This is a genomic window from Pseudofrankia coriaricola, assembly GCF_001854805.1.
Lineage (GTDB): Bacteria > Actinomycetota > Actinomycetes > Frankiales > Frankiaceae > Pseudofrankia.
In genome coordinates, this window is record NZ_MBLO01000259.1 from 102,714 (window position 1) to 123,933 (window position 21,220).

General features: G+C 73.0%; 14 protein-coding genes. 9 read left to right on the plus strand and 5 right to left on the minus strand.

From position 1 onward, the window contains the following. Positions 1-82 precede the first annotated feature (82 nt). The 4 genes from BCD48_RS38565 to BCD48_RS38580 form a co-directional block, all read right to left on the minus strand. On the minus strand, positions 83-1,741 hold the full coding sequence (locus BCD48_RS38565) for a polysaccharide biosynthesis tyrosine autokinase (RefSeq protein ID WP_071053331.1): 1,659 nt from the start codon (positions 1,739-1,741) through the stop codon (positions 83-85). A gap of 360 nt (positions 1,742-2,101) precedes the next feature. Continuing rightward, complete coding sequence (locus BCD48_RS38570) at positions 2,102-3,445, minus strand: nucleotide sugar dehydrogenase (protein WP_071053332.1); 1,344 nt, start codon at positions 3,443-3,445, stop codon at positions 2,102-2,104. A 100-nt stretch (positions 3,446-3,545) separates the two neighbouring features. Next, positions 3,546-4,784: a non-hydrolyzing UDP-N-acetylglucosamine 2-epimerase gene (gene wecB, locus BCD48_RS38575; RefSeq protein ID WP_083419841.1), complete on the minus strand. Its 1,239-nt coding sequence runs from the start codon at positions 4,782-4,784 to the stop codon at positions 3,546-3,548. 20 nt (positions 4,785-4,804) lie between these two features. Beyond that, positions 4,805-7,087 (minus strand): bi-domain-containing oxidoreductase, encoded by a 2,283-nt coding sequence (locus BCD48_RS38580; protein WP_491677201.1) that lies wholly within the window; start codon positions 7,085-7,087, stop codon positions 4,805-4,807. 334 nt (positions 7,088-7,421) lie between these two features. Between BCD48_RS38580 and BCD48_RS50195 the strand changes: the two genes are divergently transcribed. From BCD48_RS50195 to BCD48_RS38620, 8 genes are all read left to right on the plus strand, one after another. Then, positions 7,422-9,320, plus strand: coding sequence for a glycosyltransferase family 4 protein (locus tag BCD48_RS50195; protein ID WP_241842323.1), 1,899 nt, complete (start codon positions 7,422-7,424; stop codon positions 9,318-9,320). Positions 9,321-9,324: 4 nt separating this feature from the next. Next, positions 9,325-10,263, plus strand: a complete 939-nt coding sequence (locus BCD48_RS38595; RefSeq protein WP_071053333.1) for an NAD(P)H-binding protein — start codon at positions 9,325-9,327, stop codon at positions 10,261-10,263. An 11-nt stretch (positions 10,264-10,274) separates the two neighbouring features. Further along, the gene (locus BCD48_RS54490; protein ID WP_131804192.1) at positions 10,275-12,386 is read left to right on the plus strand and encodes a heparinase II/III family protein; all 2,112 of its coding nucleotides are present in this window, start codon (positions 10,275-10,277) and stop codon (positions 12,384-12,386) included. Beyond that, positions 12,379-13,881, plus strand: a complete 1,503-nt coding sequence (locus BCD48_RS38605) for a DUF362 domain-containing protein (protein WP_071053335.1) — start codon at positions 12,379-12,381, stop codon at positions 13,879-13,881. The genes BCD48_RS54490 and BCD48_RS38605 overlap by 8 nt, the downstream gene beginning before the upstream one ends. Before the next feature lie 47 nt (positions 13,882-13,928). Further along, positions 13,929-15,284: a phenylacetate--CoA ligase family protein gene (locus tag BCD48_RS38610; RefSeq protein WP_198543578.1), complete on the plus strand. Its 1,356-nt coding sequence runs from the start codon at positions 13,929-13,931 to the stop codon at positions 15,282-15,284. A 44-nt stretch (positions 15,285-15,328) separates the two neighbouring features. Beyond that, entirely contained in the window at positions 15,329-16,345 is a 1,017-nt protein-coding gene (locus BCD48_RS38615; RefSeq protein ID WP_071053337.1) for a glycosyltransferase, read from the plus strand. A gap of 120 nt (positions 16,346-16,465) precedes the next feature. After that, a complete protein-coding gene (locus BCD48_RS51745; RefSeq protein WP_157910616.1) occupies positions 16,466-16,636 on the plus strand; it encodes a hypothetical protein in 171 nt (56 codons plus the stop codon). After that, on the plus strand, positions 16,633-17,772 hold the full coding sequence (locus BCD48_RS38620; RefSeq protein WP_071053338.1) for a glycosyltransferase: 1,140 nt from the start codon (positions 16,633-16,635) through the stop codon (positions 17,770-17,772). Before BCD48_RS51745 ends, BCD48_RS38620 begins: the two co-directional genes overlap by 4 nt. On the opposite strand, the gene BCD48_RS38625 is transcribed toward BCD48_RS38620, so the two are convergent. Then, on the minus strand, positions 17,762-19,864 hold the full coding sequence (locus BCD48_RS38625) for an asparagine synthase-related protein (protein ID WP_083419843.1): 2,103 nt from the start codon (positions 19,862-19,864) through the stop codon (positions 17,762-17,764). The genes BCD48_RS38620 and BCD48_RS38625 overlap by 11 nt on opposite strands. A 313-nt stretch (positions 19,865-20,177) precedes the next feature. On the opposite strand from BCD48_RS38625, the gene BCD48_RS38630 reads away from it, so the two are divergent. Then, positions 20,178-21,197, plus strand: a complete 1,020-nt coding sequence (locus tag BCD48_RS38630) for a glycosyltransferase family protein (RefSeq protein WP_083419844.1) — start codon at positions 20,178-20,180, stop codon at positions 21,195-21,197. Positions 21,198-21,220 lie beyond the last annotated feature (23 nt).

The following is a 21,220-nucleotide window of genomic DNA, read 5'->3' on the forward strand; positions in this document are numbered from 1 at the left end:
GGGACGGGCCGCCGCCCCGGACACGCTGGGCGGCCTGGACTTGCCCGGCCCGGCCGCGAGCGGCGCACGGCCGGGTCGGCCGTCATCGGTTGGCCTCGACCCGGCTGCCCTCATCGAGCCGCTGGCCGGGGATCCGGTGGCGGCCGGACGGCGCCGCCATGGCGGCGGGCCGGGTCGCGTGGCGCCCGTAGCCGTGGCCATAGCCGTAGCCGTAGCGCCGCCCGGACACGACCGACCTGTTGAAGACGTAGCCGAGCACCGGCGTGCCGATGAACTCCAGCCGGTGCTGGACGTCGGAGAGCACCCGCAGCGGCGTGCCGCGCCCGACCACCAGCACCACCCCGTCGGCCTGCGAGGCGATCGCGGCCGCGTCGCTGACCGCGAGCAGCGGCGGCGAGTCGACGATGACGACGTCGGCGTGCTCCCGCAGCCGGCCGACCGCGCGGCGGAACCGGCCGGTCCGAAAGAAGCTGGCCGGGTCGTCGAGCGCCGCCCCGGCCGAGACCACGTCGAGCGCCTCGGTGCCGTCGAGGTCGAGGTCGCGCACAGCGGCGCTTACCGGCAGGTCGCCCCCCAGGTCGGACAGGCCCGGCTCGTCGGCGACGTCGGCGAGCCTGGTCAGCCCGCGCATCCGCTCGTCGCCGTCGACGACCGCCACCTTGCGGTCGTCGCGGGCCATCGCGATCGCGAGGTTGAGCGCGGTCACCGTCTTGCCGTCGCCGGAGCGTGGGCTGGTCACCGCGACGACGCTGCCGCCGCCCCCGGCTGCGAGCGCGAACCCGATGCTCTCGACGAGGAAGTTGTAGGCCTCCCCGGCCGGGGAGGAAGGCTCGTACGCGGCGGGCAGCGCCCGGCCGTCAGCGGACACGGGGAACTCGGGGACCTCGCCGAGCAGCGGAACGCCGAGGACAGCCGCCGGGTCCTGCTTCTGGTCCGCCCTACGGCGGAACTCGTCGCGCCACCACACGACGCCGGCCGCCAGCAGCAGCCCGAGGAATGCGCCGACGGCGACCGAACGGAGTGGCCTGGGCTGCGACGGCGCGCTCGGTGGGTACGCCTGCTCGAACATCTGCACGCCGTCGCCGTATGTCGCGGTATCCACCGCGATCTCGTCGGCCCGGCTCTGCACGGTCAGCAGCTGGGTGGCGGCGGCCTGGCGGGCAGCGGACAGACTCGGGTCGGCCGGGCCCTCACTCCCGTTCAGCTGCTCGTCCAGGTTGCTGATGCGATCGCGCAGGTTGGCGATCGTCTGGTCGAGCTCGTCGGTGGTGGACTTCGCGTTCGCCTGGGTCAGGTTCCGGACTGCCTCGCGGTAGGCCTGGCAGACGGCGTTGGCCACGGCGGAGGCGCCCTCGGCCGTCGAGTCGGTGGCGGTCACGCTGACCTGGTTGAGCTGGTCCGAGGGGGTTGCCTTCACCAGGCCACGCAGCTGATCGACGGTGAGCCGGTTGTGAAGGAGCGAACGGGTGATCGTCAGCACCTCGGTGGAAGTGAGGTAGCGCGCCTGCGTGCGGACGTACCGCTGCGGGTCGCTGGCGACACGGTTGTCGCTGAACACGCTGGTGGTGCGCGGGTCGTTGAGAAGCATCGTCGCGCTACTCGAGTACAGCGTCGACTGGAGCGAGGCGAACAGGAACCCGACCGCGCCAAACAGGATGGTCACGGTGAGTAGCAGGTGCCACCGTCGCGCAAGCAAGGCGACCAGGCTCCGGCCATTGCGGACAGCGCTGTCCGTCTCCACAGGCTCGCTTCTCCTTCCCGCGGTGGTAGGTGCGACCGACGCCGGCCTTACCCGCCACTCCGATCGCTTTAAGCGATATGATGACTACCTAGAGTGACAATAGAGCCAACATCCCGAAGCCGGTGGAGGCGCGCCGTAGGGCGACTACCACACGCGACGGATGACCGCATCCCGAGGGCCGGAACACCGACGGCAATGGGACATGACGTCGGGCGTTCGAGTCGCTACTTCGAGGAGTACTCAACGCTGGCGAGCGGCACGTGCGCTATCCGCGAACCCGTCAGCGGAGCGAGGTCGACGGAGGGTGAGGGCACCGCGGGCGGATGACCACCCGCTCGGCGTTTACGCGGTCATCGGTCCTCAGAGCGACTCCACCAGCGGCGGGCTGGCCAGCCCCCCCGCGGCTGGGTCGAGGCGCTCGGCGCCCGGCGTGGGCCGCTGCTCGGGGATGCGCGGGGTGGCAGGCAGCCAGCGGCGGGTGTCGAGCACGGCACGGGCATGGCGCGTGACCGAGTCGCGCGGGAACCGGTCGTGGTCGACGAGGACGACGACGAGGTCGGCGGCGGCCAGCTCCGTCCCGTCGAGAGCGACGAGACGGACCGCGGCCGGCACCCGCGCCGGGTCGACGTGCGGGTCCGTGGCGCGGACATCGGCGCCGAGGTCGGCGAGCAGGCTCGCGACCCGGATGGCCGGCGACTCGCGGGCGTCGCCGCTGTTCTTCTTGTACGCGAGACCGAGCAGCAGGATCCGGCTGCCCAGCACCGGCCGGCCACGCCGGTTGAGCATCTCGGTGGCACGGGCGACGACGTGGTCAGGCATGTGGTCGTTGATGTCGTTGGCGAGCTCGACGAACCGGAAGTTACGACCGAGGCTTCGCCGTACCCGCCAGGACAGATAGGAGGGGTCGATTGGCAGGCAGTGGCCGCCGACGCCTGGGCCGGGGGTGAAGCGCATGAAGCCGTACGGCTTCGTCGACGCAGCCTCGATCGCCTCCCAGACATCCACACCCAGCCGATCGGCGACCATCGCCAACTCGTTGACCAGGGCGATGTTGACGTGCCGGAAGGTGTTTTCCAGCAGCTTGGTGAGCTCGGCGGTCCGGGTGGAGCTGACCGGGACGGTCTGGGTGACGATCGTGTCGAAGAAGGCGCGGACAGCGGCGAGCGACGCCTCGTCGACGCCGGAGACGACCTTGGGAGTGTTCACCAGGTTCCAGGTCCGGTTCCCCGGGTCGATGCGCTCCGGCGAGTAGCCAAGCCTGAAGTCCCGGCCGGCGACCAGGCCGGAGCCGGCCTCCAGCAGCGGGCCGAACAGTTCCTCGGTGGTGCCAGGGTAGGTGGTGGACTCGAGCACCACGGTGGCGTCCGGCCGCACCAGTCGGGCAAGGCTGCGGCCGGCTTCGGCGATGTAGGACAGGTCGGGCGCGCCCTCGGCGAGCGGCGTCGGCACGGTCACCACGGCGACGTCGAACCCGGCCGCCGGGCCGTATTCGGCCACCGGCCGATAGCGGCCGGTATCCAGCGCCGCGCGCAGGTCATCGTCGGTGACGTCGTCGACGTAGGACTCACCGGCCGCGAGCCGCCTCACCCGACGCTCGTCCACGTCGACGCCGACAACCCGCCAGCCCACCTCCATGGCGCGCATGGACAGCGGCAGGCCCACGTAGCCCTGTCCGACGACGACCAGCTTCCCGAGGTCCTCCATATACATAGTGTCGCTCAACAATTACGTAAAGCTAGGTAGCGGTTCCTCGTGTCGCTCACCCGTCCCGCCAGCCGCGCCACCGAGGGCTTGGGCGCGCGGGCTAGAACGGCGCAGGCGCCCGACGGGGCAGGTGGCCGAGGACGTCGGCGATGCGGCGGCCGGCCTGGCCGTCCCACAGCGCCGGGCGGCGGGGTGGCGGCGGGGTGCGCAGGACCTCCCGCGCGACGGCGACGATCGTGTCTGGCGAGCGGCCCACCACCCGGTTGGTGCCATCGGTGACCGTGATCGGACGTTCGGTGTTGTCACGTAGGGTCAGACATGGAACGCCGAGGACCGTCGTCTCCTCCTGCACACCGCCGGAGTCGGTGAGCACCAGCCTCGCGCCCGCCTGCAGGGCGAGGAAGTCGAGGTATCCGGTGGGCGGCAGCGGCTGGACCCCTGCCGGCAGCCGGCCGCCCAGGCGGGCCGCGGTCCGCGGGTGCACCGGGAACAGAAGGGGGCACTCGCGCGCGACAACGCCAAGCGCGGCGAGCAGCCCGTCGAGCACGGCCGGGTCGTCGACGTTCGCGGGCCGGTGCAGGGTCACCAGTCCGTACTCGCCGGGCCGCAGGCCGAGGCCCGCGAGAGTCGGACGGGCGAGCGCCGCGTCGAGCGAGGCCAGCAGCGTGTCGACCATGACATTGCCGACCAGGTGGACCGCGTCCGGGGCGGCGCCCTCGCGCAGCAGGTTGTCGACGGCCTCCGCCGACGGCGCGAACAGATGCTCGCAGAGGCGGTCCGTGACGATCCTGTTGATCTCCTCCGGCATCGAGCGGTCGCCGCTGCGCAGGCCAGCCTCGACGTGCGCGGCCGGCACTCCGGCCTTCGCCGCGACCAGCGCGCAGGCCAGCGTCGAGTTGACGTCGCCGACCACGACGACCAGGTCCGGCGCGAGCTTGTCGAGCAGCGGCTCGAACGCGGTCATCACGGCGGCGGTCTGGGCAGCGTGCGAACCGGACCCGGCGCCCAGGTGGTGGTCGGGGCGCGGGATGCCGAGCTCCGCGAAGAAGACACCGCTCATCGCCTCGTCATAGTGCTGCCCGGTATGCACCAGCGTGGGCAGCGCGCCGTCGGCCGCGAGCGCGTCCAGGATTGGTTTGATCTTCATGAAGTTCGGCCGGGCGCCGGCGACGACGGCGGCGCGCAGCCCGGCGCACGGCCCGCGCCGCTCGCGCCCGGCCTGCGCCGGCACCGTCCGCGCCGGCACTCCCGCCGTCTGTCCCGCCACCGCGCCGCCAGCCGGGCCGCCAGCCGGGCCGCCAGCCGGGCCGGCCACGGCGCGAGGGACTGGACCAGCCATCGGACCATCCACGGCGCGGCTCATCGTCCCGCCTCCGAGACGCTCGGCGGGACCTGATCGAGCGCCGGCCGGGGCGCCGGGACTCCGGGGTGCGTGCCGGGTTCCCCGCCGGTAGCGGCCAGGTCGGCCGGCGCACCCAGGCCAAGAGCGACCGCCGCCGTCAGAGTGGCCCGACTGGACGCGAGCAGCTGCGCGGTCAGCCTGAGCTCGCCGCCCGGCCCGATCGGGTCGCCGGATCCGGTCGGACCGTCCGCGGCCAGGCACAGGGACCGGAAGTGTTCGACAGCGGCCCGGTGGCCCTTGTCCTGCGGGCCGCGCCAGCTCACGTGGCCGTTCACGACGAGCCGGCGGAAGTCGTCGATGCGCAGGTGGTCGCCGCCCGCGACTGCCTCGACCGCCTCCTTGCCCGCGTCGGCCGGCCGGGCGGAGCTGTAGGCGATCGTGGACAGCGTCCCGTCGGCGTGCCGCATGGCGACCGCGACGTCCGGGGCGAGCAGTGCCTCGGCCTCCCGGCCCGCGAGCGCGGTGACCGCCTCGACGGGGCTGCCGGCGAGCACCGCGCAGGTGTCGACGAAGTGGCAGACCTCGCCGAGCAGCCGGCCACCCTGGCGTCGGTCCGCGTACCAGTGGTCGGGCGGCACCGGCCCGGCGGCGACCCGGTAGACGATGGTCAGCGGCCCGTCGCGGCGGGCGAGCGCGCGGGCGCCGCCAAGCACAGCCGGCGAGAACCGCCGGTTGTAGCCGAGCATCAGCACCCCACCGCCCTCCGCGGCGGCACGCTCGACCTGGTCGAGCTCGGCCAGCGTGAGCGCCGGCGGCTTCTCGCACCAGACGTGCCGGCCGCGTTCCAGCGCGGCGACGGTGAGCGCGGCGTGGCTGTCGTGCGCGGACGCGATGACGACGACGCCGGTCCGGTCGTCGTCGATGACCTCCCAGGCGTCCGCGGCGACGCCGGCGAAGCCATGCCGCTCGGCGAACGCGCCAGCGGTGCGCCCGCCCGCCGAGGCGACGGTGGTGAACCGGCTGAACCCGGCGGCGCGGAAGGCGGGCAGCAGTACCGACCCGGAGAACGCTCCGGCCCCGACCCAGCCGACCCCGTCCCCCCGCCCGCCGGCCGGCCCCACGGCCCGCCGGGGCCTGTCGGCGGCGAGGGCGCGGGAGACCTGGCCGGAGTCGCCGGGGGCGGCGGCGAGGTCCTCGGCGGCCGGGGCATCGTCGGTGGGCGGGTAGCGGAACCGGATGGCCAGGTAGGGCTCCGAGCGGGTGGCGACGAGCTGGTAGGCGGCCGGGGCATCATCGACCTCGAAGGTGTGGGTGACGAGGTCCGCGGCCTTCAGCCGACCGCTGGCCAGCAGGTCCAGCACCGCCTCCTGGTTGCGCCCCTCCGTCCAGCGCACCTGGCCGGCGGGGTAGTCGACCCCCCAGTCCTCGTAGCCGCGGTCGTATCGTCCAGGCCCGTAGGAGCGGGCGAAGCGCAGCGAGAGCTCCCGTTCGTAGAACGGGGTCCTGGCAAGGTTCAGGTCGACGTCGCCGACGACGACCAGCTGGGCGCGGTCGCGGGCGAGCTCGGTGGCACGCGCCACCGGGTTGCCCGCCCGGCCGGCGGCGCAGATGAGCACCGCGTCGGCGCCACGGCCTCGGCTCCAGGACCGGATCCGCGCCGTCGTGGCGGGGCCTGACTCCTTCAGCGCCAGCACACCGGCACCGGCGGCGGTGGCGAGCGGGAGCTCGGCGAGGTCGATGCCGGCGACGTCGCAGCCGCTGGCGAGCGCGAGCCGGGCGGCGAGCTGCCCGACGAGCCCGAGCCCGATCACCACCACCTTGGCTCCCGGGCCGACCTCGGCCAGGCGCAGGCCGTGCAGCGCGATCGACGCGATCGTGGCGAAGGCGGCGTCGGCAGCGGGCAGGCCGTCGGGGACCCGGGCGCACAGCAGTCCGGGGACGGCCTGGAAGTCGGCATGGTTGGCACGGCCCGCGCCGCCGGTCGCGACCAGGTCGCCTGGGCGGATGCCGGCGACCGCGTCGCCGACGGCCACCGCCCGGCCGCATCCGCTGTAGCCGAGCGGCAGGTCGGAGCCGAGCCGGGCGCGCACCGAGCGCGCCGCCGCGCCGACGCCCTCGACGCGGGCCTTGTCGGCAACCTTTCGCACCAGGTCGGGGCGTGCCCTGGCCTTGGCGAGCAGACCCGCGCGGGCCAGCTCCGTGACGGCCCGCTCGGTGCCGGCGGACACGATCGTCACGTCGGTGCGCACCAGCACCTCGGCCGGGCCAATCGTCGGGGCGGGCACGTCGACCACGCGCACGCCACCACCGGACACAGCCTGGACGACCTGCCTCACCGCCCGACCCGCCCATCGCGGACGGCGCGCGCGTCGCGCCCTGGAGCCTGGTAACAGTCGCCGTCAGCGTCACCGTGGGTAACACATCCGCCAGACATTCGCGGTCGCCTCATGCCGGTCATCGTAGTTGCCCAATTACATTAGGTCACGAAGCCTGGCCATCGGGCGTCGCATCGTCCGGACGACACGCAGGACGCAGAGACCCCACCCGCTAACCAGATAGCCCTACGCTCGATCACTACCAGTAGTCAACTGATCACACGGGTGTTCTCCCCCCTGACCGGAGGTCGACGGTGCGATGAGCCCGTACAGCAACGCCGCAGGGACCCCAGACGACGACCCGGCAGTGATCCTGGGGACAACCGGACCTCCCAGATCGCTTCGCGATCAGGCAGGAACCCCGGCCGGGCGTGCGAAGGAAGATCATTTTCGCACGCCCTTTGGCCCTCCAGCTGGCGGGCGCGACGGTGCCCGCCGGCCCCGGGTCCTGCTGGTCACCCACTACTTCCCGCCGGAGATCGGCGCACCCCAGGCCCGGCTGTCGGAAACCGCGCGTGCGTGGGCCGCGAGCGGCCTCGACGTCACCGTCCTGACCGGCATGCCGAACCACCCGACCGGCGTCGTACCGCCGGCCTACCGCGGCGCGGTCCGGCGGGTGGAGTGGGTCGACGGCTACCGCGTGGTCAGGACCTGGCTGTACGCGACCCCGAACGAGGGAGTCGTCCGCAAGACGCTGGGCCACCTGTCGTTCATGGTCAGCGGCGTGCTGCTCGGCGCGGGGATCGTCGGCCCGGCGGACGTCGTCGTGGTCTCGTCGCCGACGTTCTTCTCCCTTGGCTCGGCCTGGCTGCTCGCCCGGCTGCGGCGCGCCAGACTCGTCGTCGAAGTACGCGACCTGTGGCCGGCAATATTCGTCCAGCTGGGCGTCATCACCAACCGGCGGGTCATCGCCGCGTTGGAGCGCTGCGAGCTCGCCGCCTACCAGGCAGCGGACGCCGTTGTGACGGTGACGGAGGGCTTCCGCGACGACATCGTGCGCCGCGGAATTCCGGCCACGAAGGTGCATGTCATCCCCAATGGCGTCGACCTCGAGCGATTCCGCCCGGCCGAGTCGGAGACGAAACCAGACGCCGTCAGTGATCCTGGGGACAACGGCCGCCGGGCGTGCGAAGGAGGATCATTTTCGCACGCCCTTTGGCCCTCTAGTGATCCTGGGGACAACGGCCGCCGGCCCTCTAGGCCAGCGGCGCGCGAGACGACACGGGCCCGGCTGGGGGCCAGGCCCGCGGACACACTGGTCGTCTACATCGGCGCGCACGGCATCTCGCAGGGGTTGACGGCGGTCGCCGACGCCGCGGCGCTGCTCACCGATACACCGGTCCGGTTCGCCTTCGTCGGCGACGGCGCCGACAAGGAGCGGATCGCCGTACACCTCGCCTGGCTCGGGCTCAGGAACACCACACTCGCGCCGGCGGTGCCGCGCGACGAGGTAGGCAGTGTGCTGGCCGCCGCTGACATCTGTGTGGTGCCGCTGCGAGCCGTGCCGCTGTTCGACACGTTCATCCCGTCGAAGATGTTCGAGATGCTCGCCGCCGGGCGGCCGGTGGTCGGCGCGGTGCGCGGCGAGGCGGCGCGGATCCTGACCGCGGCCGGCGCGGTCGTCGTGCCGCCGGAGGACCCGGCGGCGCTCGCCGACGCGATCCGCGCGCTGGCCGCGGACCCGGCCAGGCGGACCGCGATGGCGCGTGCCGGGCGGGCGTATGTGGCGGCGCACTTCGACCGCGCCCGCCTGGCCGACCGCTACCGCCGCATCCTCCTCGGCCTCCTCGGCATACCCGAGCCAACGGCCCCGGCCGCCGTCAGTGATACCGACGCTGACCGAGGCGAGGACGAGGACATTGCCGTCGGCCTTCACGAGGGCCTTTCCGATGACGCCGGCATTCGGCCCGACGACAGCGGTCATCGTCACGACGACATCCCCGGCAGCACCGGCGATGGCCCGCGCGAGGAGGTCGGCGATGGCCATCGGGATGGCGCCGACGACAGCCTGAGCGAGCACGACGTGGATCCGCCCACGGCCCCGACCGTGCTGCCAGACGACCCGGTCGAGGTGCCGGCGGCCCGACTGCCAGCGGACGAGCCACCGGCGAAGGCGGGCGACAGACGGACCGGTCGCGGCCGGCCGCGGCGGAGGTGACGCGGTGAGGCTCCTCGTCACCGGCGGCAGCGGCTTCCTCGGCCGCCGGGTCGTCGCTACCGCGGTGGCACGCGGCGACAAGGTGATCGGGCTGGCGAGGTCCGCTGCCGCGGCGGCCACCCTGGCGGAGCTCGGCGCCTCGGCCGTCCGCGCCGACCTCGACGACGCGGCCGGTACCCGGGCCGCGTTCGCCTCGGCCGGCGCCGACGCGCTGCTCAACCTGGCATCGCTGGGGTTCGGGCACGCCGGCACGATCGTCGACGCGGCGGGCGCGGCCGGCCTGCGCCGCGCCGTGTTCGTCTCGACCACCGCGGTCACGACGACGTTGAACGCGCCGTCGAAACGGGTCCGGCTGGCGGCCGAGGAGACGATCCGAGCCAGCGGCCTCGACTGGACGATCATCCGGCCGACCATGATCTACGGCGGGCCGGACGACCGGAACATGTGCCGGCTGCTGGCGCTGCTGCGTCGCTCGCCGGTAATGCCGCTGCCCGGCGACGGGCGCGGCCTGCACCAGCCGGTGCACGTCGAGGACCTTGCGGACGTGCTGCTGCGCGCGGTCGAGTCGGACATCGCCGTCGGACGCCGCTACGACGTCGCCGGGCCGCGGGCGCTGCCGCTGCGCGAGATCGTCGACGAGTCGGCGGCCGCGCTCGGCCGGCGGGTGACCTGCGTACCGGTGCCGCTCGGGCCGACGATCCGCCTCGCCGAGCTCGTCGGCCGGCTCGCCGGCCCGTCACGGGGTTCGGCGCGGGGCACGACCTGGAACTCCTCGCCGCGGCTCGCGCCGAGCCCGCGCGGCGGGCGACGGTGGATCAGTGCCGAGCAGATCGCCCGGCTGGCCGAGGACAAGGCCTTCTCGATCGAGGCGGCGGCGGCCGACCTGAGGTTCGCCCCCCGTTCGTTCGCCGACGGCATCCGGGCACAGGCGGGCCACCGGTGACCGCGCGAGAGGTGAGCCAACCAACCGCGGGCCGCCCGAGCTTGGCCCATCCGGACGAGCGCCAACCCAGCGCCGGCCAGCCGCGTGATGGCCGCCCGCCCGCTGACCGCCGCGCCCACCGGCCAGGCGTCGCGAGCGGCACGCTCGCCGGTTCCGTCGGCCGGTACGCGCGGACGGTCCGCGGCCTGCGGCCCGAACAGGTCGCGGCACGGGTCCGACTGCGCGGGCAGCGGGCGCTGGCCGACCGGCTTCCCGGCCTGTCCGCGGCGCTCATCCGCCGTGGCCCGCCCGTGGGCGGCTGGCCACCCGGCTTCCTGCCCTTCGACGGCCGTTGCCAGGCACTGTGGCCGGACGCGACGCAGCTGGTTGCCGGCCGGCTCAGCCTCCTCGGCCACGTCAGGACACTGCATCCGCCGGACCCCGACGCGGGCCTGGCCACGGCGGACTGGGCACAGGCGCGGGCGCCGCTGCTGTGGCGTTACCACCTGCACTACTGGGACTGGGCCTGGACGCTTACCGGGCTGACCGACCGCGACGCCGCGCGCGACCGGTTCGGCGCGCTCTACGCGTCCTGGCGGGCGGCGACGATGCCAGGACAGGGTGTGCCCTGGTCGCCCTACGTCGTGTCGCTGCGCGCGTGGTCGCTGTGCGGACTACGCGGCCCGCTCGCCGCGGGCACGCCGACCGACCGGTGGCTGGCGGCCGATCTCGGTCATCACCGTGCCTTCCTGCGCGCGCATCTGGAAACCGACGTGGGCGGCAACCACCTGGTCAAGAACCTGAAGGCGCTGATCGGTCTCGGCATCGCCGCCGGGGACCGCGCCGACACCGAGCGTTGGACGTGCGCGCTGCTACGCCAGCTCGACCGGCAGGTGCTCGCCGACGGTGGCCATGTCGAGCGGGCGCCGGCCTACCACTGCCAGGTTCTCGCGGACCTGCGCGACGTCGCCGACCTGCTCACCGCCGCGGGCCGCCCACTGCCAGGCGAGCTGGTCGACGCGATCGCCAGAATGCGCGGCTGGCTGTCGGCGGTGCTCGGTCCGCTCGGCACGGTACCGCTGCTCAATGACGGTTTTCCCCTGCCGTCAGCGGCCACGCGGATGCTGCTGGCGAGTCCCCCGCCGCGTGTCGCGGCCCGCACGGACGTCCACGAGGACAGGCGAGCGGACGAGAACGGCGGTGCGGGCCGAAACGGCAGTGCGAGCCGAAACGGCAGTGAGCAGAAGAAGAACGGGAACGAGGACGCCGTAGCGGACCCCGAACCGGTCTCGCGGGCCGGGACCGGCCGGGACGGCGCTGTCCGGCTGCTCGCGCCCAGTGGCCTCGCCGTGCTGCGCGCCGGCCGATGGCACCTGCTCACCGACGTCGGCGCGCCCTGCCCCGACGATCTCCCCGCGCACGCCCATGCCGACACCCTGTCGTTCCTGCTCTGGCACGACGACACACCGCTGATCGTCGACACGGCCACCTCCACATATGCGCCAGGACCTGACCGGGCGCTGGAACGCTCCACCCGGGCGCACAACACCGTCGTGGTCGACGGCCAGGACTCGACCGAGGTGTGGGGCGCCTTTCGGGCAGGCCGCCGCGCGCGGGTGACCATCGGCGAGGCGGGCTACCTGCCCGCGGCCGGAACCGCGACGGCCCACGCGCGGCTCACCGCGTCGCACGACGGCTACCGCTGGCTCCCGGGCGCCCCGAGCCACCAGCGGACCTGGCGGCTCGACGCCGACGGCCCGCGGATCGACGACCTGGTCACCGGCCATGGCCGCCACCGGGTCGAGGTCCTGTTCCACCTGGCGCCGGGCATGACGGCCCGCGCCGATGCCGAGGGCCTGCTGTTCGGCCACCCCGGCGACCCGGGCCGCATCTACGTCCTGCGCGCCGCGGGCGGCGGCTGGCGCACCGAGGCAAGCCGGGTCGCCACCGGGTGGGGCCGGACCGAACCCGCCGTCGTCGCCGTGTACGAGCTCACCGCCGATCTTCCGGTCCGGCTGCGTACCAGCATGGAGCGGTGGCAGACGCCGGCCTCGCGGATGCCACCCGGACAGGCCACGAGCCCCGACCAGCGGGTCCCCGAACCGGGGGACGCGGCATGCACAGCGGAGCGACTACATGCCTGAGACGGACGCGCTGACCTCCTGCCAGGTGGCGACGACCCGGACCGACGATGCCCGCTATCCCGAGGAGCCGCCGTACTCCCCGAGCCACGCATACCCGGAGTACCGGCTGAGCCATCTCGCCGACGAGCCGAACCACGTGTACGCGGCGGTCCGTCGGGTGCTCAGGCTCGCCGGACTCGACCCATCCCGCGTCGACACCGCCCACTGGAACCCGTTCGGTGACCTCGTAGGTCCTGGCGGGACGGTGGTGCTCAAGCCGAACCTCGTCCGGGAACGCCACCCCCGGGACCCGGACGGCTGGCGCTGGGTGCTCACCCACGGGTCGGTCATCCGAGCCGCGGCGGACTTCGCCTTCGCCGCGGTCGGGCCGTCGGGCCGGGTGGTTGTCGCCGACGCTCCGCAGACGGACTCCTCGTTCGCGGCGATCGTGCGGGTGCTCGGGCTCGACCGTCTCTGCGCGTTCTACGCGGGCCAGGGTCTGACCCTGGGACTCGTTGACCTCCGCCAGGAGGAGTGGACAACCGTCGATGACGTTGTCGTCGACCGCCGCCGGCTGGCCGGTGACCCCGGTGGCGCCATCGCCTACGACCTCGGCGACGCCAGCGAGTTCGTCGGCCATAGCGGCTCCGGGCGGTACTACGGGGCCGACTACGACAGCCGGGTGGTCAACGCTCATCACAGTGGCGGGCGGCATGAGTACCTGCTGTCGGGGACCGTCATGAACGCCGACCTGGTGGTGAACCTGCCGAAGCTGAAGAGTCACAAGAAGGCGGGCGTCACGCTGGGTCTAAAGAACCTCGTCGGCATCAACGCGGACAAGAACTGGCTGCCGCACCACACCGAAGGGTCGCCGCGCGACGGTGGGGACGAGCACCCCAGTCCTGGCGCGCTGCACCGGCTGGAACGGACCGCGGTGGCGGGGCTGCGACGCGCGGCGACCATGTCGCCTCGGCTGGGTGGCGAGCTGATGCGACTGGCCCGCCACGGCGGCACCCACGTCTTCGGCGACGGTGACTCCGTGATCCGCAGCGGCAACTGGTGGGGCAACGACACCGTCTGGCGAATGTGCCTGGATCTGAACAAGATCCTGGCTTACGGACGCCCCGACGGCACGCTGGCCGCCAGGCCAGAACCCGGCCGCCGGCATGTCGTCCTCGTCGATGGCGTGCTGGCCGGGCAACGCGGCGGTCCGATGAACCCCGACCCGCTGCCCGCGCGGCTGCTGACGTTCGGCGCGACACCGGCCGCGGTCGATGCGGCAACCGCCTACCTGTTCGGTTTCGACCCCGACCGCATACCGGTCATCCACCAGGCATTCCGTTGCGCGCGGCTGCCGCTCGCACACGGATCCTGGCGCGACATCGAGCTCCGCGGTGATGACGACGCCTGGCACGGGCGGCTCGGCGCGATCGCCCCTGACGCCGTGCTGCGCGCCGAGCCACACTTCGCCTGGCGGGGCCAGATCGAGCTCACCAGGCCGGCGGTCCCCCGATGAGGCACGCCGGGCTTTTTCGGACCCGAGGCGCCGCGGCGGCGTTCGCCATGGCGGCCCAGAGCCCCCTCGTCGTCGCCCACCTGCGCGGGCTCGCGGAGCTCGCGACCCTCGAACCAGCGGACGTCGCGGCCTGGCAGGCGGCCCGGCTGGACCGATTCCGGCGCCGGTGGCTGTCCGCCGTGCCGCACTACCGCCGCAGCCCGGAGTACCTGCGGGGAGAGCTCAGCGAGCTACCGGTCCTGACCAAGGAGACGGTGCGCCAGGCGGCGGATTCGTTCACCCATCCGTTCGTGCCGGCCAGGAAGGTGACCACCGGCGGCACCGGCGGGCGTCCCCTTGATCTGCGTATCTCCCACCCCTCGTTCTTCACGGAATGGGCGCACATCGCGCACGTCTGGGCACGGGCCGGGGTACGGCTGACCGACCCGAAGATCACTTTTCGAGGCGGGAGCCTTGGCGAGGGCTTCGCGGGGCGGCCCATCCTGTTCCAGCGGACCTACAACCAGCTGCTGGTCTCGCCGTTCCACCTGTCCGACCGCACCTTCGACGAGCTGGCGCTGATGATGCGCGACTTCCGCCCGGTGGCGATCTGGGGGTACCCGTCCGCCATCACGCCGTTCGCCCGGTGGGTGGCGCGCACCGGGCCACATGCCGGCCTGGGCGGGGTCCGCGGCGTGCTGCTGGCAAGCGAGGGCGCGTTCGACTGGCAGCTGCGGCTGTTCGAGGAGGTCTTCGAGGCACCGGTGATCCGCTGGTACGGGCAGAGCGAGAAGGTGGTCTTCGCCGGCGAGTGCGCCCAGCACCGGTCCGTGTACCACGTCATGCCGACCTACGGGATCGCCGAGGTCGTCGAAGGACGGATCATCGGCACCGGCCTGACCAACGCCGCGATGCCGCTGGTCCGATACGACACCGAGGACGCCGCCGCACCGCTCGAACCGACCGTCAACCGGTGTGCCTGCGGCTCGCCGTTCCCCGCCCTGCGGGACATCCGCGGCCGGTGGGACCAGTCCTTGGTCTACGGAGTGGACGACGAGCCGATCTCCACCGCGGCCCTCAACTTTCACGACAACGCGTTCGCCAGATTCGACCGTATCCAGTTCCGCCAGGAGCACCGTGGCAAGGTCGAGCTGCGGGTGACGGCGACGCGGCGCCCGGCTCCGCATGATCTCGAACTCGCCCGACAGCTCCTGCAGGACCGGGTGGGTGACCGCCTTGCGGTGTCCGTGTCGGTCGTCGAGACCGCCGACCTCGTGACCCAGCGAGGCAAGGCCCTGGTCGTCGATCAGCGCTATCGACCGACGGAGACCACGGCAAACACTCCCACTCGAAGAGGAAAGCCGTCGTTGTCGACCAGTGGTATGGGCCGGCGGCCTGGGTTTCGCCAATCCACAGAGCGATGAAGCGACGCTAGATCGGAGAGCGGTATGTTGGCCACAAGGAGCGAATGGTGAACCCGCGACCCATTCGCGACAAAGTCCGCGACAAAGTCATCGTCGACTGCGCCGGAGCCCGCATGGGCGGAGCCCTGCGCCTTCTCGGCGAGCTGGACGACTATCTCGCTCGCCGCCCGTCCCCTGGTGTCCGCGTCGTCGGGCGCGGGCACCAGCTTTCGCCAGCCTGGCTGGCCCGACGGGAACGTATCGGACGTCACCAGCGAGCGATCGCTCTGAACAATGTCAGCTTCGTCGTGACTCGCGGCGAACGGTGGGCGCTTCTCCGCAGCGCGCTGCACTTCCTCTCGGCCGACGAAGAGAGACAGTTTCATTTCCCCCGCAGGTTCGCACACTCGATCCCAGTAGTCCGAGCATGCGCCCAGCGCGCCGACGTTCTGGTCGTGCCCAGCACAGAGATGGCCGACCGAGTCACCTCGATCTATCCACATCTCTCGTCCCGGATCGTAGTTCGCATGCATCCGCTCTCACCGCCGTCCCCAAGGCCGCCCGAGGCACGAGACCGGTGTCAGATACTCTGCCCGGTGTTCTTCTCCTCCTCCTACAAACCCATGGGGCATTTGCTACGGCTGGTCGACCAGGCGGCTAGCGCGATCTCCACGGACCTGGCCGAGAGTATTGAGATCATCATTACCGCGAGCAAGCGGGAGGCTGAAGCAGAGGACCTGCTCGGCTCGAAGCACCTGCGGTTCGTCGGCCGGCTTACCCCTCAGCAGCTCGCGCACTTCCAACACGGGTGCCGAGCCATCATTTACCCGACCCGGACAGAATCCTTCGGCTATCCGCTGGCGGAGGCACGGCTCGCGCGCGTTCCTGTCATCGCACTCGACAGCCAGCGCGCCCGAGAGGTCGCCGGGCCCGCGCTGGTCCCTTACCAACGCGACGACTCCACCTTGATTGCCGAGGCAATGCATGATGCCCTGCGCACGGTACCGAGCGGGGAGCGGCACAATCCCTTTGACCCAGATGACTACTTCGACTGGCTCCTGAATAAAACGGATATCGGATGACGACATTCGTCGGCCGACGCCAACAAGGAAGACAAAGTGGACCCCAGTCCCCACCCGGGACCAGGAGCGGTCTATCGACCAGGTTCAGGATCAAACCGAACCTGGTGGGAGGGAAATCCAATGACCTACCACTGGCACGGGACAGATCCAGCGGAGCCGCACAGCGCCGAGCCGCACAGCGGGGAATGGTTCGATGAGGTCGACCGCCGTTTCGCCACCGCTGCCGGGCGGCGCGGCTCCTTCCTGCTCGTCACCGCCCAGGTGCCGCTAGGCACGGGCGCCCGCCGGTGATCCGGCTTGGCGTCCTCGCGACGCACGTCATCCAGTACCAGGCGCCGCTTTACCGCGAGCTCGCCCGCCGCAACCGCGTGGACCTCGAGGTCGCGTTCCTCACCGACGCTGGCGCACGGGTCTACCTGGACCCCGGATTCGGCCGCGAGCTGCGGTGGGACGTCGACCTGCTGTCCGGCTACCCCAACCGGGTGCTCGGGGTCGGCGCCTCACCGGCGCGGCACCCGGCCGGCCTGACCCGGCTCGCGGCCTGGGTGCGGGCCCAGGACGCGCTCGTGGTACACGGCTACGACTCGCCGTGGATGCTCGCCGCCATCGCGCTGGCGCGCGGCATCGGGCGGCCATACCTGCTGCGCTGCGAATCCTGGCGGCGCGGCGGTCAGCCCCGCTGGCGCGTCGTGCGCGACCCGCTGGCCCGCGCGGTGGTGAGCCGCTGCGCGGCCGGCCTCGCCATCGGCGCGCACAACGACGCGTTCTACGCGGCCTTCGGTGCGCCGCGGGCGGTGTTCGCCCCGTACTCCGTCGACAACGACCACTTCCGAACCGGCGCGGACGCCGCCCGCCCCCGCCGCGCGGAGCGGCTGGCCGAGCTCGGCCTGCCTGCCGACCGCCCGGTCGTGCTCTACTCGGCCAAGCTCATCCCGCGCAAGCGGCCGCTCGATCTGGTCGAGGCGGTGCGCCGGCTGGACGGACGGGTGGCCCTGCTCGTGGTCGGTGACGGCCCGCTGCTCGAGCAGACCCGGCGGCGGTGCGCCGGCCTCGCGGCGGCCTGTGTCGGCTTCGTGAACCAGGCCGAGCTGCCGTCGTACTACGGGCTCGCCGACGTCCTCGCGCTGCCGAGCGAGCACGAGACCTGGGGGCTGGTGGTGAACGAGGCGATGGCCGCCGGAGCGCTGCCGGTGGTGAGCGAGGCGGTGGGCGCCGCCCCGGACCTGGTCGAAGGGCTCGGCCATGTCTTCCCGATCGGCGATGTCGACCGGCTCGCCGACTGCCTGGCGGCGGCGGCCGACACGGTCGAGGACCCGGAGGCCGGTCCGAGGCTGCGGATGAGGGTGCGCGAACGGGTGGACCGGTACTCGCTCGCCGCGACGGCGGACGGCTACGAGCGCGCGGTCGAGCTGGCTGTCAGCCGCTGACGCCGGTGACCTCGCTCGCTGGGCCACGATGCCCCGGGGCGCCGGCCCCGCCGTCACTCGTGGAACCGGCGGGGCCGGCCGGCACCGGATCGCCGGCGGCCTCCGCCGGTCCCGCGGCCGCCGGCTCCGCCTGGGCCGTCGCCCCCGCGGGCTTCCCCGAATCCGCGGCCACACCCTCCCGCTGGGCCGCACGGCCCGGGCCGGCCTGGACGGGTATCCGGAGCGCGTCGGCCGGCCGGACCGGCTGTGCCGCGACCGACTCCAGCCAGCCGTTCAGCGCGGCCAGCGCCCACACATGCGACCAGCGCGCCGCCGCCCGGTCCGCGGCGTCGAGCACGTCATGGCCGGCCACCGAGTCGACGTACGCCCACACCGGCGCGCCCGGGTCGCGGACGGCCTCGACCAGCCCGCGTAGCGGGCCCGAGCACGTCCACGCCGCCATCGGCACGGAGAACCCCTGCTTGGGCTGGCTGGCGACGTCCGTGAGCACCGGGTCGGCGATCGCGGCGGCGAAGGCCGCCTTGCCGACCGGGCGGCGGTGCGCCGCCGCTGTCGCCGCGGTCAGGAAGGGCAGATCGACAAACGGCACCCGCACCTCGACGGAATGCGCCATCGAGAAGGCGTCGGTGTCCGGCAGCAGCGTGGCGCCGAGGTAGAGATCGAGCTCCGCCCGGGTGAGGGCCCAGGAGGACCGCAGCCCCACCAGCTCCTCGGGGCAGCGCAGGTAGCCGAGCCGGTCGGGCGGCGCCCCGGTCGCCGCGACCACCCGCGGCAGCGGCCAGACCGCGCGGGTGAGCAGGTCCAGCTCCCACGCCGAGCGCGGGCCGTCGGCCGCGAGCAGCGCGCGGCCCTTCGAGGAGTCCGACACCCGGCGGGCCGCGGCGTCCGCGAGTGCGTCCACCGCCGGCCGCAGCGGCGGGCGGCGTAGCCGGTCGAGGGCGCGCAGCGGCGCGAGCGCCCGCAGCAGCCGGAAGTGCCGGTACCCGCCCAGCGCCTCATCTCCGCCGAGGCCGGACAACGCGACCTTGAACCCGGCGTCCCGCACGGCCCGGCACACCACCCAGCTGTTCAGCCCATCGATGGTCGGACGCTGCATGTGCCGGAAGAAGCCGTCGAGGTCGGCGTCGGCCAGCCGGGGCTCGACGACACGGTGCCGGTGCCCGTAGGCGGCGGCCGTCGCCGCCGCGCGCGGCGCCTCGTCGACGCCCGGCATGCCCGGCTCGGCCGCGACGGTGAGGCAGGTCACCGTCGTGCCGAGCTCGCGCACCGCCCAGGCAAGCGCGGTGGAGTCCGTCCCGGCGGACAGCAGCAGCGAGGTCGGGACGTCCGCTCCGAGGTGCGCGGCGACCGTCTCGAGCAGCGCCTCACGCAGCCGGGGTCCGCGCAGGCGCGGCGCGGGGGGCGCGGCGCCGAGAGCGTCGTCGTCCGCGCTGTCGGCGCCGATCTCGCCGCGGGTACACCCGCCATGTTCGTCGAAGGCGATCCACCAGCCGGCCGGAACGGCCTCGATGCCCTCGAACGGGCAGTCGTCGCCGCCGAGGGCGCCCAGATGCAGGAACCGGGCGACCGCCTCCGCGCGGACCGGTGGGATCGGGCCGAGGCCGACCAGCGGACGCAGCTCCGAGGCGAACGCGACCGTGCCGTCCGGGCAACGGCGCACGTACAGCGGCTTGATACCCAGTCGGTCCCGGCCCAGCAGAAGCCGCCGGCGGCGCAGGTCGACGGCCGCGAAGCCGAACATCCCGCGTAGCCGGCCGAGCGCGCCGACGCCGTGCCGCTCGAGCAGGGCCGGGATGACCCGCCCGTCGCTGCCGGGCACGCCGTCGACGCCGAGCCAGCGGGCCAGCTCGAGATGGTTGTAGATCTCCCCGTTGAAGACGGCGGCGACACCGCCGCCCGGGGAGGTGATTGGTTGATTACCTTCGGTAGTCGGCGTCACGATGGCCAGCCGGGCTATGCCGAGCGTCGCCGGGCCCACCCGGCGCACCGTGCTGTGGTCGGGACCTCGGTGACTCTGCCGGCCGACGAGCCAGCGGACCCGGCCCTCGGCCCGGCCCTCGTCGGGATCAAGCACTCCGGCGATTCCACACATGGATACTCAGCGTATTCGAACGATCTCAGATTGCAAGGAGGTGTATCGCGTACCAGCGGTCCGCCAACTCAGGCACGTCGGATCGACCGCGCAACGCACCCGACCGCGCCGGCCGACAGCCCCGCGCCGCGGCGACAACGACCGCGACGCCCGCGACGCCCGCGACGCCCGCGCCTGGAGACATTGCGGATACCAGGCAACACGCCTGCCAGCAAGTCTCGGGTCGACAGCCGGATGGCTCTAGGCTGATTACCGAACGTATCTAAACGGCGACACATTCGCCGTGTCTCCCGCCTGGAGGGTCGAGCGTGCGATGAGCCTGCGGACAAACGCCCCGCGCACCGCTGACGGCCGCGAGAAAGCCGGTGGCGCGGACGACGCTACGGACCCGCCACCGGTCAGCGACGCGTTCGGCACCCCGGATTCGGCGGCCGTCGGACCACGGACGACCGCCGTCATCGTGCACTGGGGGCCGACCGAGCCCACCGTGGAACTCGCCCGCCGGCTCGAGGCCATGCCAGCGGTGACCGAGGTGGTCGTCGTCGCCAACGACGGAGCCCGCCGGCCCGACGACGTGCCGCCGGCCACCGCCTGGCTCGTCCCCGGCGCCAATCTCGGCTTCGCCGGCGGCTTCCGGTTCGGCGCCGACGCCCGGCCGGACACCGACGTCTACCTGCTGCTCAACAACGACGTGCGGCTGCCCGAGCGCACGGTCGTGGCCTGCCTCGACCTCATCTCGCGCCCCGGGGTCGGCATCGTCGGGCCGACCCTGCTCAACGCGGACGGGATCCACCCCGGTGCGGACCGGCTGACCCCGCTGTTCGCGGTACCGCGCCGACGGCGCCGGGGGCGCCCCGAGCCGGCGGACGTCGCGTTCGTCACCGGCGCGATCCTGTTCGTGCGGGCCGAATGTCACCGCCAGGTGCCGATGGACACCCGCTACTTCCTCGTCTACGAGGAGACCGACCTGGCGCGCCGCGCCGCCGCCGCCGGCTGGCGGGTCATGATCAGCCCCTACCAGGCCTGGCACACCGGCGGCGGAACCATCCCCAGCACCAGCTACGTCTACTACTCGACGCGCAACCGGCTCTGGTTCGCGCGGATCCACGGCCGTCCCTGGCAGGCCGGCGCGGCCGCTGTCTGGCTGGCACTCGTCAGGCTGCCCCGTTCCGCTGGCGCCAACCTGCTCCGCGGACGTGGGCTGGCCTCCTGGCGGTACGCCTGGCACGGCCTGCGTGACGGCATCGGGCCGCTGCCGTCGGCCGACTCCCCCTTGCCGGACGAGCCACGGCCCGCGCGCTGGGAACGCCGAGCGGACCGCGCCCGGCCGTGAAAGATCCGGACTAGAGGGCCAAA

Bases quoted from the DNA above. Each gene is read 5' to 3' on its own strand.
- BCD48_RS38570 (WP_071053332.1), bottom strand. From the start codon at position 3,445: ATGGAGGACCTCGGGAAGCTGGTCGTCGTCGGACAGGGCTACGTGGGC.
- BCD48_RS51745 (WP_157910616.1), top strand. From the start codon at position 16,466: ATGACCTACCACTGGCACGGGACAGATCCAGCGGAGCCGCACAGCGCC.
- BCD48_RS50195 (WP_241842323.1), top strand. From the start codon at position 7,422: ATGAGCCCGTACAGCAACGCCGCAGGGACCCCAGACGACGACCCGGCA.
- wecB (WP_083419841.1), bottom strand. From the start codon at position 4,784: ATGGCTGGTCCAGTCCCTCGCGCCGTGGCCGGCCCGGCTGGCGGCCCG.
- BCD48_RS38615 (WP_071053337.1), top strand. From the start codon at position 15,329: ATGGTGAACCCGCGACCCATTCGCGACAAAGTCCGCGACAAAGTCATC.
- BCD48_RS38630 (WP_083419844.1), top strand. From the start codon at position 20,178: ATGAGCCTGCGGACAAACGCCCCGCGCACCGCTGACGGCCGCGAGAAA.
- BCD48_RS38625 (WP_083419843.1), bottom strand. From the start codon at position 19,864: ATGTGTGGAATCGCCGGAGTGCTTGATCCCGACGAGGGCCGGGCCGAG.
- BCD48_RS38605 (WP_071053335.1), top strand. From the start codon at position 12,379: ATGCCTGAGACGGACGCGCTGACCTCCTGCCAGGTGGCGACGACCCGG.
- BCD48_RS38610 (WP_198543578.1), top strand. From the start codon at position 13,929: ATGGCGGCCCAGAGCCCCCTCGTCGTCGCCCACCTGCGCGGGCTCGCG.